Raw genomic sequence first — 15,769 nt, forward strand, 5'->3', positions numbered from 1 at the left:
CGCCGGCCGCCAGCACCACGCCGGGCCGCTCGCCTACGTCCTGCTCGTCGTCATGGCGGTGCTGTCGATCTTCCCGCTGTACTGGACGATGGTGGCGGCCTCCACCGACAACACCCGGGTCAGCCAGACCCCGCCGCCGTTCCTGCCCGGCCCGAACCTGTTCAGCAACCTCGCCCGGGCCTGGGACGAGGCGGCGATGGGCAAGGCCATGATCAACAGCCTGATCGTGGCCGGGGTGATCGCCCTGTCCACGGTGATGTTCGCGACGCTGGCCGGATTCGCCTTCGCCAAACTGCGGTTCAAGGGCCGCAACATCCTGCTGATGCTGGTCATCGGCACCATGATGGTGCCGCCGCAGCTCGGCGTCGTACCGCTGTTCATGATGATGTCCGAGCTGGGCTGGTCGCAGCAGCTGCCCGCCGTCATCTTCCCCACGCTGGTGAGCGCCGTCGGCGTGTTCTTCATGCGGCAGTACCTGTCCGAGGCGCTGCCCGACGAACTCGTCGAGGCCGGACGCGTGGACGGGGCGCACTCGCTGCGCATCTTCTGGAGCATCGTGCTGCCCGTGGCGCGGCCCGCGATGGCGGTCCTGTTCATGATCACGTTCGTGCACGCGTGGAACGACTTCTTCTGGCCGTTCGTGGTGCTCGACATGACCAACCCGACGGTCCCCGTAGCCCTCACCCAGCTCAGCGCGGGCTACGTCCGCGACCAGTCGCTGATCATGGCGGGCGCGCTGCTCGGCACGCTGCCGCTGCTGGTGATGTTCGTCGTCTTCGGCCGCCAGATCGTCAGCGGCATCATGGCCGGCGCCGTCAAGGGCTGACCCGCAACCGCTCCGCCAGGCCTCCGCCTGCGGAAATCCCCTCACACCGAAAGGACTTACGTGGTCACCGCACCGCAGACCGCGTCCGCCCCGGACGCTGCCCGCACCTTCCCCAAGGGCTTCCTCTGGGGCTCCGCCACCGCCGCCTACCAGATCGAGGGCGCCGCCACCGAGGACGGCCGCACCCCGTCCATCTGGGACACCTACTCCCGCACCCCCGGCCGGGTCCGCAACGGCGACACCGGTGACATCGCCACCGACCACTACCACCGCTGGCGCGAGGACGTCGCCCTCATGGCCGAACTCGGCCTGGGTGCCTACCGGTTCTCCCTGGCCTGGCCCCGCATCCAGCCCACCGGCCGCGGTCCCGCCGTGCAGAAGGGACTGGACTTCTACCGGCGCCTCGTCGACGACCTGCTGGACAAGGGCATCCAGCCCGTCGCCACCCTCTACCACTGGGACCTCCCGCAGGAGCTGGAGGACGCCGGCGGTTGGCCGGAGCGCGCCACGGCCGAGCGCTTCGCCGAGTACGCGGCCCTCGCCGCGGACGCCCTCGGCGACCGGGTGAAGACCTGGACGACGCTCAACGAGCCCTGGTGCAGCGCCTTCCTCGGCTACGGCTCCGGCGTGCACGCCCCCGGCCGCACCGACCCGGTCGCCGCGCTGCGCGCCGCCCACCACCTCAACCTGGGCCACGGCCTGGCCGTCCAGGCACTGCGCGACCGCCTCCCGGCCGCCGCCCAGTGCTCGGTCACCCTCAACATCCACCACGTCCGCCCGCTCACCGGCAGCGACGCCGACGCCGACGCGGTCCGCCGGATCGACGCCCTCGCCAACCGGGTCTTCACCGGCCCGATGCTCCAGGGCGCCTACCCGGAGGACCTGCTCAAGGACACCGCGGCGCTCACCGACTGGTCCTTCGTCCACGACGGCGACCTCGAACAGATCAACCAGCCGCTGGACTTCCTCGGCGTCAACTACTACTCGCCCACCCTCGTCTCCGAGGCCGACGGCAGCGGCACCCACACCTCGGACGGACACGGCAACAGCGCCCACAGCCCCTGGCCGGGCGCCGACCGGGTCGCCTTCCACCAGCCGCCCGGCGCCACCACCGCCATGGGCTGGGCCGTCGACCCCACCGGCCTGTACGAGCTGCTGCGCCGCCTGTCGTCCGACTTCCCGAAGCTGCCCCTGGTCATCACCGAGAACGGCGCGGCCTTCGACGACTACGCCGACCCCTCCGGGAACGTCAACGACCCCGCCCGGATCGACTACGTGCGCGGCCACCTGGCCGCCGTGCACCGGGCCATCGTGGACGGCTCGGACGTGCGCGGCTACTTCCTCTGGTCGCTGCTGGACAACTTCGAGTGGGCCCACGGCTACGGCAGGCGCTTCGGCGCCGTCTACGTGGACTACCCGACCGGCACCCGCATCCCCAAGGCCAGTGCCCGCTGGTACTCCGAGGTGGCCCGCACCGGAGTCCTGCCCGGCGCCTGACCGGACGGGCGCGGCGGTGCACGCCGTGCCAACGACCACTGCGCTGTGTGCCGAGGACCCGATGGCCCCCGGTACGGCACAGTGGGCGGGCGGCGCCCCGGCGACCGGGGGAGAACCGGTGGCGCCGCCGGAACGGGGGGACCGGTCCACGCACCGGTCCCCCCGTTCCGGCGCGCCTACGGAATCTCCCCCAGCGACTTCCGGCACACAGCCGGAGCGAAAGTTTCGCCTTCGGCGATGTGAAGAACGGCCGGACCGCTCAGGCGGAGCGGTGCTCCGGAGGCATTCGAAACATTCGGACCCGGCCCGGATCCCGCACCTCCTGGGGCGGAGCCGTGCTCACCGCTCGCGCGAGGCAGGGGGCGGCACGCACGGGCGTTGCCGCTCGCGCCGGTCCTGCGCCCCTCACGCCTCCTTGGGCGGAGCCGTGCTCTGCCGTACCACCAGGTGCGTCGCCAGCTCTATGCGCTGGGCGGCCGTGCCGGGGTCGTCCGGGCGGAGCAGCATCCGGGCGGCCTCCTCGGCCATGTGCCGCAGCGGCTGGTGGACCGTGGTGAGCGGCGGGCTCGACCACTGCGCCAGCGGTACGTCGTCGTAGCCGACCACCGACAGCTCCTCCGGCACGCGCAGGCCCCTGATCCGGGCCGCCTCCAGCACGCCGAGCGCCTGGAGGTCGCTGCCCGCGAAGATCGCCGTGGGCCGGTCGGGACCCTCCAGCAGGTCCATGGCGTGCTCGAAGCCGCCCTGCACGTGGAAGTCGCCGAAGCGCATCAGCCGCGGGTCGGTCTCCAGGCCCGCCATCGCCATGGCCGAGCGGTAGCCGTCGAGGCGCGCCAGCGAGCACAGCATGTCCTCGGGCCCGGTGATGATCGCGACCCGCCGGTGTCCCTGGTCGGTGAGATGGCGGGTGGCGGCGAGACCGCCGGCCCAGTTCGCGGAGCCGACCGAGGGGACGTCCGGGTCGGGGTCGCCCGCCGGGTCGATGACGACGAAGGGGATGGCCGCCGCCCTGAGCTGGCGCTTGATGTCCTCCGGGAGGGTGGAGAAGACCAGCACGACGCCCAGCGGCCTGCGTTGCAGCACGCCCGGGAGCCACTCCGGCGCGGGGGTGTGCCGGGTGCCGCTCTCGGTGAGGACGACCGTCGCGCGGTTCTCCTTGGCGACGTTCTCCACGCCCCGGATCAGCTCCATCGCCCAGATGCTCTCCAGCTCGTGGAAGACGATCTCGACGAGCGGTGAGCGGGACGCCGACTGGGACCGGCGGCGGTAGCCGTGGGCGTCCAGCAGCCGTTCCACCTTGGCCCGGGTGGCGCGAGAGACATCCGATCGGCCGTTGAGGACCTTCGAAACTGTCGGCATCGAAACGCCGGCCTCTTTCGCTACCGTGGCCAGGGTGACTCTACCGTTCACCTCGTCGTCATCGTGCATAGGCGCAGGATACGGCACCGCGCGTCGATAACGGTTTGGGCGAGTACTGAATCGACCGTTGACCGAAACACCGGTCTGACCTACTGTCCAGCGGCATGGACTTTCGGTGATGATGCCGAAACTTTCGAAAGGCGAACGATGAAGACACGTGCGCGCTTGCCCAGACTGGTCGCCTGCGGTGCGACGCTCACCCTCGCACTGAGCCTCTCGGCCTGCGGCGACGGGGACGGCGGGGCGTCGGCGGACGACGGCAAGATCCATGTCCTGGTCTACGGGGACGCCAGCAACAAGGTCGAGAAGCAGCTCGTCGACACGTTCAACAAGACGTCCGACGTCAAGGTCGTCCTCGACACCATCCCCGGTGCGGACTACCAGCAGAAGCTGCAGACGATCATCAGCACCCCCCAGGCCCCGGACGTCTTCTTCAACTGGGGCGGCGGCAGCATCAAGCCGTTCGTCAAGGCCGACCTGCTGATGCCGCTCGACGACTTCATCAAGAAGAACCCGGACCTGGAGAACAAGTTCCTGCCGTCCGTCTTCAACAACGCCGTCGTCGACGGCAAGCCGTACGGCGTCCCGATGCGCGGCACCCAGCCGGTCCTGCTCTTCCACAACAAGGCGGTCCTCGACAAGGCGGGCGTCAAGCCGCCGAAGACCTGGGACGAACTGCTCGACGCGGTCGGCAAGCTCAAGGACGAGGGCGTCACACCGATCGCGCTCGGCGGCGGCGACGTCTGGCCGACGCAGATGTGGTTCCAGTACCTCTACGACCGCATCGCCGGACCGGAGCTGTTCGCGAAGGCCGTCGGGGGCGACAAGAGCGCCTGGGAGAGCGCGGACAGCAAGAAGGCCCTGAACATGATCAGGGAGCTCGTCGACGCCGGCGCCTTCGGCAAGAACTACGACTCCGTCAAGTACACCAACGGAGGCTCGGTCCAGCTCGTGGCCTCGGGCAAGGCCGGCTTCGAGCTGATGGGCTCCTGGTACTACTCCCAGCAGCTCACGGACCACAAGGACTTCGCCGAGAAGGACCTCGGCTACACCACCTTCCCGGCCGTCGAGGGCGGAAAGGGCGACCCGAAGAACGTCGCCGGCAACACCAACAACTACTACTCGGTGATGAAGAAGACCAAGCACCCCGAGGCCGTCGCCGAGTTCCTGAAGCTCATGTACTCCGACGACTTCGTCAAGGCGCACCTGGAGATCGGCAACCTGCCGACCACGACCAACACCGACAAGTTCATCGAGACCGCGGGCTCCCCCGAGTACTCGCGCTTCCAGTACGACCTGGTCGCCGACGCCCCGTCGTTCCAGCTCTCCTGGGACCAGGCGTACCCGCAGAAGGCCAGCTCGGACATGCACAAGGCCGTCCAGCAGTTCTTCAACGGACAGCTCGACACGGACGGCTTCATCAAGGCCATGCAGGCCCTCCCCACCGAGTGACGAACGGCTCATGACGACAAAGATCACGAGCGCTCGGACCGCCGCCGGACCCCGCAAGGGGGCCCGGCGGCGGCCGCCCGCCTCGTCCGCAACGAAGGTGGGCCGCCCCGGCTTCGCCTGGGCGCTGCCCGCCGCAGTGTTCTTCACCCTCTTCGCGATCGTCCCGCTGATCATGGTGGCGGTGCTGTCCTTCATGAGCTGGGACGGGCTCAGCTCGCCCGAGTTCGTCGGCACGGACAACTGGTCGCGCCTGATGGACGACCCGGTGATGCTCAAGAGCATCTGGCTGACCCTGCTGCTGACCGTGCTCGGCGTGGTCCTCCAGACCCCGCTGAGCATCCTGCTCGGCGTCTGGGCCGCCGGCCACCAGCGCAACCGGGCCGTGCTGTCCGTCATCTACTTCATCCCGCTGCTGCTGTCGGCGACGGCCGTCTCCGTGCTGTGGCGGGCACTGCTCGACCCGAACTTCGGCATCCCGGCCGAGGCCGGCTGGCTCTTCGGCGACGGCAACCTGTTCGGTGAACAGTCCACCGCCATCGGGGTGCTGGCGTTCGTCAGCACCTGGCAGTTCACCCCCTTCCACACCCTGATCTACCAGGGCGCCGCCCGCGCGATCCCGCAGGTGCTCTACCAGGCCGCGGAGATCGACGGGGCGGGCCGCTACCGGCAGTTCTTCCACATCACGCTGCCGCAGCTGCGCAACTCGATGATCACCTCGATGATCCTGATGATCGTCGGCGGCCTGACCACCTTCGAGACGGTCCTCATCCTGACCCAGGGCGGCCCCGGCACCGACACCACCATCAGCGCCTACTACATGTACGACAAGGCGTTCAAGAGCTTCGACTACGGCACCGGCTCCGCGATCGCCCTGGCCCTGGTCGTCGCGTCCACGATCATCTCGCTGATCGTCGTCCGGGTCTCCGGCTACGACAAGATGCGCAGCTCCATGGAGGGTGTGTCATGAGGCGCCGACCGAACTACGTGGCCGGCGTCGGCTCGCTCTTCTGGCTCTTCCTGGTCGGCCTGCCGCTGTACGTGATGCTCGCCGCCACCCTGCGCACCCGCCAGGACTACGCCGAGAACGGCCCGGTCTCCTTCCCGGACAGCTTCACGCTGGACAACTACACGGGTGCCTTCGACTCGGGCTTCGGCCAGTACTTCTTCAACACGCTCGTCGTCACCGCCTGCGTGATCGGCATCGTGCTGCTGCTGGTCCCGCCGCTCGCCTACGCGATCGTCCGCAGCCGCGGCCGGACCACGTCGGCGATCTTCCGGCTGTTCCTGCTCGGACTCGCCATCCCGGCCCAGGCCGTCATCGTGCCGATGTTCTACCTGATCAGCGAAGCCGGGCTGTACGACAACCTGCTGGGCGTCATCCTGCCCACGGCCGCGTTCTGCCTGCCGATGTCGGCGCTGATCCTCAGCGGTGCGATGCGCGACATCTCCCCGGAGCTGTACGAGGCCATGGCCATGGACGGCGCCACCCCGCGGCGCATGTTCTTCCAGCTCGTCCTGCCGCTGTCGAGGGGCGGACTGTCCACGATCGTGGTCTTCTCCGCGCTCCAGGCATGGAACGGCTTCCTGTTCCCGCTCGTCCTGACCCAGTCCGACTCCACCAAGGTGGTCACCCTGGGCCTGTACAACTTCCAGACCGCGCACGGCATCGACATCCCCGGTCTGCTGGGAGCCGTGGTGCTGTCCATGGTGCCCATCCTGCTCGTCTACCTGTTCGCCCGTCGCGCCCTGGTCCAGGGTCTGATGGGCGTCGGAGGAAAGTGACTGCCGACGTGGCCGTAGAGACCACCCCCGAAATCCCCCTCTGGAACGACCCCGCCCACCCCGTCGCCGCCAGGGTCGACGCGCTGATCGGCGCGATGACCCTCCAGGAGAAGATCGCCCAGCTGTACGGCGTGTGGGTCGGCGCGTCCGCCAACGGCGGCGAGGTGGCCCCCCACCAGCACGACATGGAGGAGGCCGTCGACCTCGACGCGCTGCTCCCCACCGGACTGGGCCAGCTCACCCGCCCCTTCGGCACCGCACCCGTCGACCCGGCGCTCGGCGCCCTCTCCCTGCTGCGCACCCAGTCCCGCATCACCGGGGCCAACCGCTTCGGCATCCCCGCCGTCGCGCACGAGGAGTGCCTGGCCGGCTTCGCCGCCTGGGGCGCCACCGCCTACCCCGTCCCGCTCTCCTGGGGCGCCACCTTCGACCCGGACGTGGTGCGGCGCATGGCCGCCGCCATCGGCCGCGACATGCGGTCCGTCGGCATCCACCAGGGTCTCGCGCCCGTCCTCGACGTGGTGCGCGACGCCCGCTGGGGCCGGGTCGAGGAGACCATCGGCGAGGACCCCTACCTCGTCGGCACCATCGGCACCGCCTACGTGCAGGGCCTGGAGTCCGCCGGGATCGTCGCCACCCTCAAGCACTTCGTCGGCTACTCGGCCTCCCGCGCCGGACGCAACCTCGCCCCCGCCCCCATGGGCGCCCGCGAACGGGCCGACGTCCTGCTGCCGCCGTTCGAGATGGCCATCCGCGAGGGCGGCGCCCGCTCGGTGATGCACTCCTACACCGACACCGACGGCGTCCCCGCCGCGGCCGACGAAAGCCTGCTGACCGGACTGCTGCGCGAGACCTGGGGCTTCGAGGGCACCGTCGTCGCCGACTACTTCGGCATCGCCTTCCTCAAGGTCCTGCACGGCATCGCGGGCGACTGGGCCGACGCCGCGGGCGCCGCGCTCAAGGCCGGTGTCGACATCGAACTGCCCACCGTCAAGACGTTCGGCGAGCCGCTCGTCGAGGCCGTCACCGCCGGCCGCGTCCCCGAGGCGCTCATCGACCGCGCCCTGCGCCGTGTCCTCGGCCAGAAGGCGATGCTCGGCCTGCTCGACCCGGACTGGAGTCCGGTGCCGCCCGCGCTCGACGGCGTGGACCTGGACGACCCGGACGCCCTGCGCGGCACGATCGACCTGGACCGGCCCGAGAACCGGGAACTGGCCCGCGAGATCGCCGAGAAGGCGGTCGTCCTGCTCACCAACGACGGCACCCTGCCGCTCGCCGCGCCCCGCCGCATCGCCCTGGTCGGCCCCAACGCGGCCGAGGGCACGGCCGTCCTGGGCTGCTACTCCTTCCCCCAGCACGTGGGCGTGCAGCACCCGGACGTCCCGGTCGGCATCGACCTGCCCACCCTGCGGGACACCCTGGCCGCCGAGTTCCCCGACGCGGAGATCACGGCCGTGCGCGGCACCGGCGTCGACGACGGGGACCTCTCCGGCATCGGCGAGGCGGTGGAGGCGGCCAGGGACGCGGACGTCGTCATCGCCGTACTGGGCGACCGCGCGGGCCTGTTCGGCCGCGGCACCAGCGGCGAGGGCTGCGACGCGGAGTCCCTCGCCCTGCCCGGCGCCCAGCAGCACCTGCTCGACGCGCTGCTCGACTCCGGCAGGCCGGTGGTGACCGTCCTGCTCGCCGGCCGGCCGTACGCGCTCGGCCGGGCCGTGGAGGAGTCCGCGGCGATCGTGCAGTCCTTCTTCCCCGGAGTCGCGGGCACCCAGGCGATCGCCGGTGTGCTCAGCGGCCGTGTCAACCCCTCCGGACGGCTTCCGGTCAGCGTGCCGCGCGGACCGGGCTCCCAGCCGACCACCTACCTCGGTGCACGGCTCGCCCAGGTCAGCGAGGTGTCCAACATCGACCCGACCCCGGCGTTCGGCTTCGGCCACGGTCTGACGTACACGAGTTTCGCCTGGAGCGACCTCGCGGTGGACGCGCGGGAGGCGGGTACGGACGGCGAGTTCGGCCTCGCCCTCACCGTCCGCAACACCGGCGACCGTTCCGGCACCGAGGTCGTCCAGCTCTACCTGCACGACCCGGTCGCCTCCGTCGTCCAGCCGGTGCAGCGGCTCGTCGGCTACACCCGGGTGGAGCTGGAGCCGGGCGAGTCCCGCCGGGTCCGCGTCACGGTCCCGGCCGACGTGGCCTCCTTCACCGGCCGCGACGGCCGCCGGATCGTCGAACCCGGTGACCTGGAACTCCGCCTCGCCACGTCGAGCGCCGACGCGCGCCTGACGGCGACGGTCACCCTGACCGGCCCCGAACGCCAGGTGGACCACACCCGCCGCTTCCACGCGGCCTTCACCCGGGAGGCGTGACCCGGAACCGCCCCGGACCCGGCCGGCCCGGACCGCACACGCGGTCCGGGCCGGCCGGGTCCGGGGCACCGTGCGGTCTACCAGCGGTCGCGGTGCACGACCTCCTCGACCGGGCGGCGGCTCACCGGACCGAACCTGCCGCGCGGCCACCCCACCGGGACGGCGGCGAAGGTGTTCATGTCCTCCGGAATGCCGAGGGCCGCCTTCCACTCCTCCTCCAGGAACAGGTGCCAGATGGTGATGTTGGCGGCCAGACCCAGGGCCCGCGCGGCGAGCAGCAGGTTCTGCACGCCCGGGTAGACGCAGGAGCCCTCCGCGAGGGCGGAGAAGCGCTCCTGGATCCGCCCCATGCGCTCCGTCGCCCCGGCGCCGAGCGCTTCGGCGTAGCGGCGCAGGCCCTCCTCCTCGATCCTCGGCTCCGGGAACCGGTAACAGGGGATGATCAGCGCCGGGGTCTCGGCGAAGTGGTCGCGCTGGTACTCGATGGCGGCGACCATGCGCGCGTACGCGGCCTCGTCCATGCCGGCGGGGGCGTACTTGCCGGTCGTGGCCAGGTACGCGTCCACGCACCGCTTCCACAGCGGCGCGAGCCCGGCCATGACCGCGGGGTCGGTGACCACGACGTACTCGTAGCGCTGCATGTTGCCGCCGCTGGGGCCCCAGACCGCCGCCTGTATCAGCCGGTCCAGGAGGTCGTCGGGCACCGGGTCGGGCTTCAGGCGCCGCATGGCCCGCATGGTGGACATGGTCGCGAAGAGGGCCGGTTCGGCGGTGTCGTCGGCCGGTGCCCCGGAGAGGGGGGTCTCAGTGGTCATGATCGTGAGTGTAGGCACTGTGAACACCCCCTGCCCCGCTCCTACTTGAGATAGGGAACGTCGGCCCCGGTCTTCCCGCCGCCGTTCAGCACGTACACCCGCATGTTCCCCTTCCCGGGCGCGGCCACGGTGAGGCCGCCGTCGGTGACGGTCCGGGTGTCGCCGGTGACCGCGTCCCGGTAGGTGCCGTCGGGAACGCCGGTGCAGGTCGCCCCGCCCGAGACGGTGACGAGGGCGAAGCCGTCCGTGCCGCCCGCGGTGTAGCGCCGCTTGAAGGCCGTGTCGCCGCTGATGCCGTCCGCCAAGTAGTGCCTGCGGTACCCGGAAGCGGGCAGCCCACAGGTTGGCGCACCTCTTCGCGCGCACGGAAACCTACTGGCATGACACCACGCAAGGCAGCAGTACTCTCCTCGGCCCTCCTCCTCTCCCTGTGCGCCGGGGCGGTGGCCACCCCGGCCACCGCCGACACGCCGGAGCGCCCCTCCGGCCGGAGCGCGACGAACGTGGTCGACGCGATCGAGCGCAGCGCCCGCACACTGAGGAGCACCGAACCCGGCGGCAGCCTGCGGGACCTGGACGCCCTGGGCCGCATGGTGGGGGACGCCGAGGTGGTGGGCCTGGGCGAGGCCACCCACGGCTCCCGGGACTTCTTCCGGATGAAGCACCGGGTCCTGCGCTACCTGGTCGAGCGGAAGGGCTTCCGCTCCTTCTCCCTGGAACTGCCCTGGAGCAGCGGCGTCCGCGTCAACGAGTACGTGCTGTACGGCAAGGGGGACCTGGGCCGCATAGCGCACGAGGAGTTCCAGGGCGCCTACCGCATCTGGAACAACCAGGACTACCTGAACCTCATCGAGTGGATGCGCTCCCACAACCGCCACCACCCCACCGACCCGGTGCGCTTCGCGGGCAACGACATGGGCTACGCCGGACCGGAACTGTACGACCGGGTCACCGACCACGTGGCCCGTGCCCACCCGCACCTGAAGGCCCGCGTCACCGCCCTCTACGACGGCCTGGCCCCGGCCACCGACGCCGCCACGTACCTGGAGCGGTACCTCGAACTCCCCCTGACGGAACGCGAGAAGCGCGCCGAGCGCACCCTGGAGGCGTACGAACTGCTCCGCGATCAGCGCGCGGCCCCCGGTCCGGGCCGGCGGGAACACCTCCGGACGGTCCAGCACGCCAGGGCCATCCACCAGATGGCCAAGGGCTATTCCCACGACATCACCGACGAGGCCCAGGTCACGGCGATGATGAAGTACCGCGACCGGGTGATGGCCGAGAACGTGGCCTGGTGGCACAGGCACACCGGCGACCGGATCCTGCTGTCGGCCCACAACACCCACGTCTCCTACGACGCCTTCGACCCGCGCTACCCGAAGACCCAGGGCGCCTTCCTGCGCGACTCGCTGGGCGGGGACTACGTGAGCATCGGCTTCAGCTTCCACAGCGGTGCCTTCAAGGCGTTCGGCACGGACGACGACGTGATCCGCACCTACCGCGTGGACGCCGCGAAGCCGGGCTCCAACGAACACACCCTGGACCGGGCCCGCCAACGCCACTACGTCCTGGACATGCGCACCGCTCCCCGCTCCCTACGCACCTGGCTGGCCGAGCCGCGCCCCACCTGGAACATAGGCGCGGGCTGGCCCGACCCCGTGGAATACAGGATCGCCCTCGGCAAGGCCCACGACGTCCTCATCCACCTGGACGAGGTCGAGGCGACCACGTACCTGGGCACACCCTGATTCCCGGCCTCGCCGACGCCGCCCCGCACACCCCCCCGCCTCATCCTCCTCGACGACGCCTTCGCCGAGGTCGACGAGCCGACGCACGCCCGCCTCGGCCGCATCCTGGTCGACCTGGACCTCGGCTTCGTCCTCACCAGCGAACGCCTGATCGGCAACTGGCCCGACGTGCCGTCCCTGCAGATCTACGAGTGCCTGCGCGCCCCCCCACGTACGGGGTGTGGCGACGCTCCATTACACGTGGAACGGACGGCAGCGGAGACTGATGCCGGTACGAGCCGCCCCGGACGCGTCGACGAGGGTCCCCTGGACTCCGGGACCCTCGCCTTCCTCACTCGTCCGGGCCTCACCCGCCTCTGGACGGCGGCCCGCACCCGCCTCGAACGCAACGGCCTCCGGCCGACCGGCACCATGCGGCTCCAGCACCTGGACGCGCCGGAACGCGAGGCCCTCTCCCTCCTCCTGACCAGACCCGTCACCGGCCCCACCGCCACGATCGGCCTCCCCGACAACCGGCCCCCGCCATGGAGGCGTCGGGCATCGCCCTGCACGAGGAGGCGACGCTGGAACTGCTCCTGGAGGACCTCGGCTGATCCGCCGGCGCACACACAAGGTGTGGTGCACCGCGTGACATCAAGCCCGCCAACGTCGTCCTGGGCCCGGACGGCACGATTCGGGTCCTCGACTTCGGGATTGCCCGGTTTCACCCCGACCTGGGACTTGCACGATCGCGTCATGATGGGATGGGGGCCGTGAGCCAGATGTGCAAGTGGTGCGACCGCCCGTTGAAGCAGCGCCGGTGGCGCCGGTACTGCAACCGCCGGCACGCGGTGAAGCACCGGGTGACGAGCTGGATCGATCAGCTGCTGACCCACGGCTAGTGACGCGGCAGACGGCCGGACGCCCTGGTTGCCCGGAGGACCGGTCAGGTCTCCGGCAGTACGAGCCAGATCTCGGAGAAGGCGAGGCCGTGCTCACGCACCACCGCCCCGCAAGGGCAGCCCAACGTGGCCCGGTGCCAGTCGCAGGTCACTGTCCAGGGGCCGTCCTTGCCTCCGCACTCGGGGCAGCCGACGGTTTCGGCCGCCCATACATCCGGCGCGGGTCTGGTGTAGTGACGGAACCTGCCCGCGTGGCGGGCCTGCCAGGGCTCGGCCGGCGGTGTGAGCGGGACGGCGCCGGGCACGCTCGTCGCGGCGAGGGCGGTGAACAGTGCGGTCAGGCCGGGGAGCAGGGCTTCGCCCGCTTCGGTCGGCGGTGCCGCGTGTTCCGTCGTCCCCGGCACGATGCCGTACCTCGGCGCCGCAGCCGCTCGGGGCGGATTCGGGGCCGCGTGCCAGGGCAGCAGGGCGCGGGCGACGGCGGCCAGGAGGGCGGCGGCAGCCGGGCTGACGGTACCGGCGTCGAGGTGGCGGACGGTGGTCCGGAGTATGCGTTGAAGCCGTCTGTCCCGGTCTGTCGCCCTGGTCCGTGCCGCTGTGCCCCGCCGGGCCGGGAGCGAGGCGGTGAGGCGGGCGAGGACAGCCGTCACCGCCCCGGCGTCCGCCGGGGACAGGCGCCACTCGCCCGCGGCGAGGAGCTGCCGGGCCCTCGCGGACTCCCGGATGAGAGCACGTGTCGACAAGGGACGTGCCGTTGTGTTCAGCATCTGCTCCACATCCCTGGCCGAACCGTCCGATCGCCGCTCCGGCTACCCTCCCCGCATGGAGCAGGAGCATCCCCTCGTCCGCGACGTCTTCCCCGACCTTGTCGCCGAGCTGGCCACCCTCTTGGAAGACGAGGGAGAGCGTGAGCTGGCCATCTGCGTGCGGGATGTCCGTCTGGTCGCCATGTGCGACTGCGGCGACGACTTCTGCCAGAGCATCCACACGGCGGTGCACCAGAAGGGTACGCCGTACGGGGAGGGCCACCGATGCGTACCGCTCTCTCCTGCGGAGGGCATGCTGGTCCTCGATGTCGTGTACGGCCGGATCATGTACATCGAGGTACTGAACCGGGCGCCCATGCGCCGTCTGAAGCCCTGATGCCCGTGCCTCGCCGCGGATCGGTCCCGCCGGGGGCCGTCAGCGGAACGCGGTGACGTTCTCCGTGGCCCACTGCCGGAAGGGCCGGGCGGGGGAGCCGGTGACGGACGGAACCGTGTCGTGAACCTTGAGCAGTTCGTCGTTGACGTCCCCACCCATCAGGTCGAGCACCGCGTGGGCAGTCTGTTCTCCCAGGAAGAGGGTCATCTGCCGGTGCGCCTCTTCCCGGCCGATCTCCTCGACGGACACCTCGTGTCCCAGGGCCGCCCCGATCGCGCGGGCCTGCTGCCGGGGCGTGATGCGTTCCGGTCCGGTCAGCGCGTACGTCCGCCCGTGGTGGCCGGGCTCGGTCAGCGCGCCCCGGGCCACCGCCGCGATGTCGGCGGGGTGCACGGCGGGAAGCCCGATGTCCGCATAGGGCACCCGGATCGACCGGTGCTCCCGGATCGACGCCGCCCACCACAGGGCGTTCGACGCGAACTGCGTCGGACGCAGGATCGTCCAGCTCATCCCGCTGTCCCGGAGCAGCCGTTCGACGGCCAGGTTCCCGGCGGCGGCGGGCAGGTGCGGATGGGTCCGCACCGTGATGGAGGACACGAGCACCACGTGCTCCACACCCGCCTGCCGGGCGGCCGTGAGAACGTCCGCGTCCGCGCCCATGCCCGGTACGAGGAACAGGGAACGCACTCCCTCCAGCGCCGGCTTCAGCGAGGCGGGCCGGGCGAGGTCGCCCTCGACGGCTTCGACTCCGTCGGGGAACGAGGCCCGTGCGGCGTCACGGGTCAGGCCTCGCACGGGTGAGGCGCCGGACCCGTGCAACTGCCGTACCAGAGCACTGCCGATGTTTCCGGTGGCACCCGTCACGAGGATCATCGTTGTCTTCTCCTGCCGTCGGCCGGTGATCACGTCCACGGCACGCTAGGACCTCGACCGGAGTTCAGGTCAAGCGGAGGAGCCGGTGCACCGAGGATCTCCGGGTGGCGTGTGCCGTCGCGCGGACGCCCGGCCGGCGGGGCGGTCAGCCCGTCTGTACGGGGCCGTCGGCGAAGGCGACCGCCAGGTCCGACTCGATGCGGGCCGCGCAGGCGCGCAGCGCGGGGAGGAGGGCGTCCCGGGTGTGTCCGGGCGGCTCGGGGCCGGCGTGCAGGGCGATGTTCACGGCTCCGACGGCCCGTCCGTCCCGGTCCCGGACCGGTACGGCCAGGGAGCGCAGTCCCGCCTCCAACTCCTGCTCGACCAGGGCGTGTTCCTCGCGGGCAACCCTGTCCAGCACGGCGGCGAGGGCATCGGGCGAGGTGAGCGTGTGCGGGGTCAGGGCCCGGGGCCGCGAGGCGTCGATCCGTTCCCGCCGGTCCGCCTCGGGCAGGTCCGCGAGGAGGACCCGGCCCATGGAGGTGGCGTACGCGGGCAGTCGTGTGCCGGGCATGATCCGGGCGCTGGTGATCTGCTGGGCGGCGGCGCGGGCCACGTAGTGGACCTCGGTGCCGTCGAGGACCGCCAGTGAGGCCGACTCCCTCATCCGCCCGGCCAGTTCGGTCAGATGGGGCTGGGCGATGTCGGCGAGGGTGAGGGTGGACAGCCGTGCGTAGCCGAGCTCCAGGACGCGCGGGGACGGCAGGAAGCGGCGGCCGAGCTGCTCCACGTAACCCAGTTGACGGAGCGTCAGGAGGTTGCGGCGGGTGCTGGGGTACGAGAGCCCGGAGGCCTCGGCGGCCTCGGCGAGGGTGAGGCCGCCGCGCTGCCGGCCGAGCGCGGTCAGGACGGCGAGGCCCCTGGCCAGTGCCTGGAGGAAGGACGGCCCCAGTTCCGGCTTGGCGTCGGCGTAGGCGGGGGCGGCGGG

The 15,769-nt window shown here is 71.2% G+C and carries 14 protein-coding genes and 1 pseudogene; 9 read left to right on the forward strand and 6 right to left on the reverse strand.

Annotation, left to right across the window (positions count from 1 at the left end):
• Together B7767_RS27520 and B7767_RS27525 are read left to right on the forward strand one after the other, a co-directional pair.
• On the forward strand, nt 1-826 hold an 826-nt coding region (locus B7767_RS27520; RefSeq protein ID WP_085574538.1), incomplete at its 5' end, for a carbohydrate ABC transporter permease.
• Between the two features lie 60 nt (nt 827-886).
• Nucleotides 887-2,323, forward strand: coding sequence for a GH1 family beta-glucosidase (locus B7767_RS27525; RefSeq protein ID WP_085574539.1), 1,437 nt, complete (start codon nt 887-889; stop codon nt 2,321-2,323).
• A gap of 405 nt (nt 2,324-2,728) precedes the next feature.
• Here the strand turns inward: B7767_RS27525 and B7767_RS27530 are convergent, their stop codons facing one another.
• A complete protein-coding gene (locus tag B7767_RS27530; RefSeq protein ID WP_371101049.1) occupies nt 2,729-3,682 on the reverse strand; it encodes a LacI family DNA-binding transcriptional regulator in 954 nt (317 codons plus the stop codon).
• A gap of 207 nt (nt 3,683-3,889) precedes the next feature.
• Here B7767_RS27530 and B7767_RS27535 point away from each other — a divergent pair, with 207 nt between their 5' ends.
• From B7767_RS27535 to B7767_RS27550, 4 genes are read left to right on the forward strand one after another with little or no spacing between them, the layout of a single operon-like run.
• A complete protein-coding gene (locus B7767_RS27535) occupies nt 3,890-5,194 on the forward strand; it encodes an ABC transporter substrate-binding protein (RefSeq protein ID WP_085574541.1) in 1,305 nt (434 codons plus the stop codon).
• 10 nt (nt 5,195-5,204) lie between these two features.
• Entirely contained in the window at nt 5,205-6,161 is a 957-nt protein-coding gene (locus B7767_RS27540) for a carbohydrate ABC transporter permease (RefSeq protein WP_085574542.1), read from the forward strand.
• A complete protein-coding gene (locus B7767_RS27545) occupies nt 6,158-6,976 on the forward strand; it encodes a carbohydrate ABC transporter permease (RefSeq protein ID WP_085574543.1) in 819 nt (272 codons plus the stop codon). Before B7767_RS27540 ends, B7767_RS27545 begins: the two co-directional genes overlap by 4 nt.
• On the forward strand, nt 6,973-9,342 hold the full coding sequence (locus B7767_RS27550) for a glycoside hydrolase family 3 N-terminal domain-containing protein (protein ID WP_107486360.1): 2,370 nt from the start codon (nt 6,973-6,975) through the stop codon (nt 9,340-9,342). Before B7767_RS27545 ends, B7767_RS27550 begins: the two co-directional genes overlap by 4 nt.
• 77 nt (nt 9,343-9,419) lie before the next feature.
• Here B7767_RS27550 and B7767_RS27555 read toward each other — a convergent pair whose 3' ends face one another.
• Complete coding sequence (locus tag B7767_RS27555; RefSeq protein WP_085574545.1) at nt 9,420-10,157, reverse strand: nitroreductase family protein; 738 nt, start codon at nt 10,155-10,157, stop codon at nt 9,420-9,422.
• A 41-nt stretch (nt 10,158-10,198) separates the two neighbouring features.
• Nucleotides 10,199-10,465: pseudogene (locus B7767_RS27560) on the reverse strand (hypothetical protein); the annotation flags it as partial.
• Between the two features lie 72 nt (nt 10,466-10,537).
• Here B7767_RS27560 and B7767_RS27565 point away from each other — a divergent pair.
• Complete coding sequence (locus tag B7767_RS27565; RefSeq protein ID WP_085574546.1) at nt 10,538-11,905, forward strand: erythromycin esterase family protein; 1,368 nt, start codon at nt 10,538-10,540, stop codon at nt 11,903-11,905.
• A gap of 752 nt (nt 11,906-12,657) precedes the next feature.
• Entirely contained in the window at nt 12,658-12,786 is a 129-nt protein-coding gene (locus B7767_RS48370; RefSeq protein WP_256923588.1) for a hypothetical protein, read from the forward strand.
• 44 nt (nt 12,787-12,830) lie between these two features.
• Here the strand turns inward: B7767_RS48370 and B7767_RS27580 are convergent, their stop codons facing one another.
• A complete protein-coding gene (locus B7767_RS27580) occupies nt 12,831-13,529 on the reverse strand; it encodes a hypothetical protein (RefSeq protein WP_256923589.1) in 699 nt (232 codons plus the stop codon).
• 79 nt (nt 13,530-13,608) lie between these two features.
• Between B7767_RS27580 and B7767_RS27585 the strand changes: the two genes are divergently transcribed.
• On the forward strand, nt 13,609-13,929 hold the full coding sequence (locus B7767_RS27585; RefSeq protein ID WP_085574547.1) for a hypothetical protein: 321 nt from the start codon (nt 13,609-13,611) through the stop codon (nt 13,927-13,929).
• A gap of 39 nt (nt 13,930-13,968) precedes the next feature.
• On the opposite strand, the gene B7767_RS27590 is transcribed toward B7767_RS27585, so the two are convergent.
• Both B7767_RS27590 and B7767_RS27595 read right to left on the reverse strand, forming a co-directional pair.
• The gene (locus B7767_RS27590; protein ID WP_085574549.1) at nt 13,969-14,802 is read right to left on the reverse strand and encodes an SDR family oxidoreductase; all 834 of its coding nucleotides are present in this window, start codon (nt 14,800-14,802) and stop codon (nt 13,969-13,971) included.
• A 145-nt stretch (nt 14,803-14,947) separates the two neighbouring features.
• The coding region (locus B7767_RS27595) for an IclR family transcriptional regulator C-terminal domain-containing protein (RefSeq protein WP_143652658.1) at nt 14,948-15,769 on the reverse strand (822 nt) is incomplete at its 5' end.

It is taken from the genome of Streptomyces sp. 13-12-16 (genome assembly GCF_002114215.1).
GTDB lineage: Bacteria > Actinomycetota > Actinomycetes > Streptomycetales > Streptomycetaceae > Streptomyces.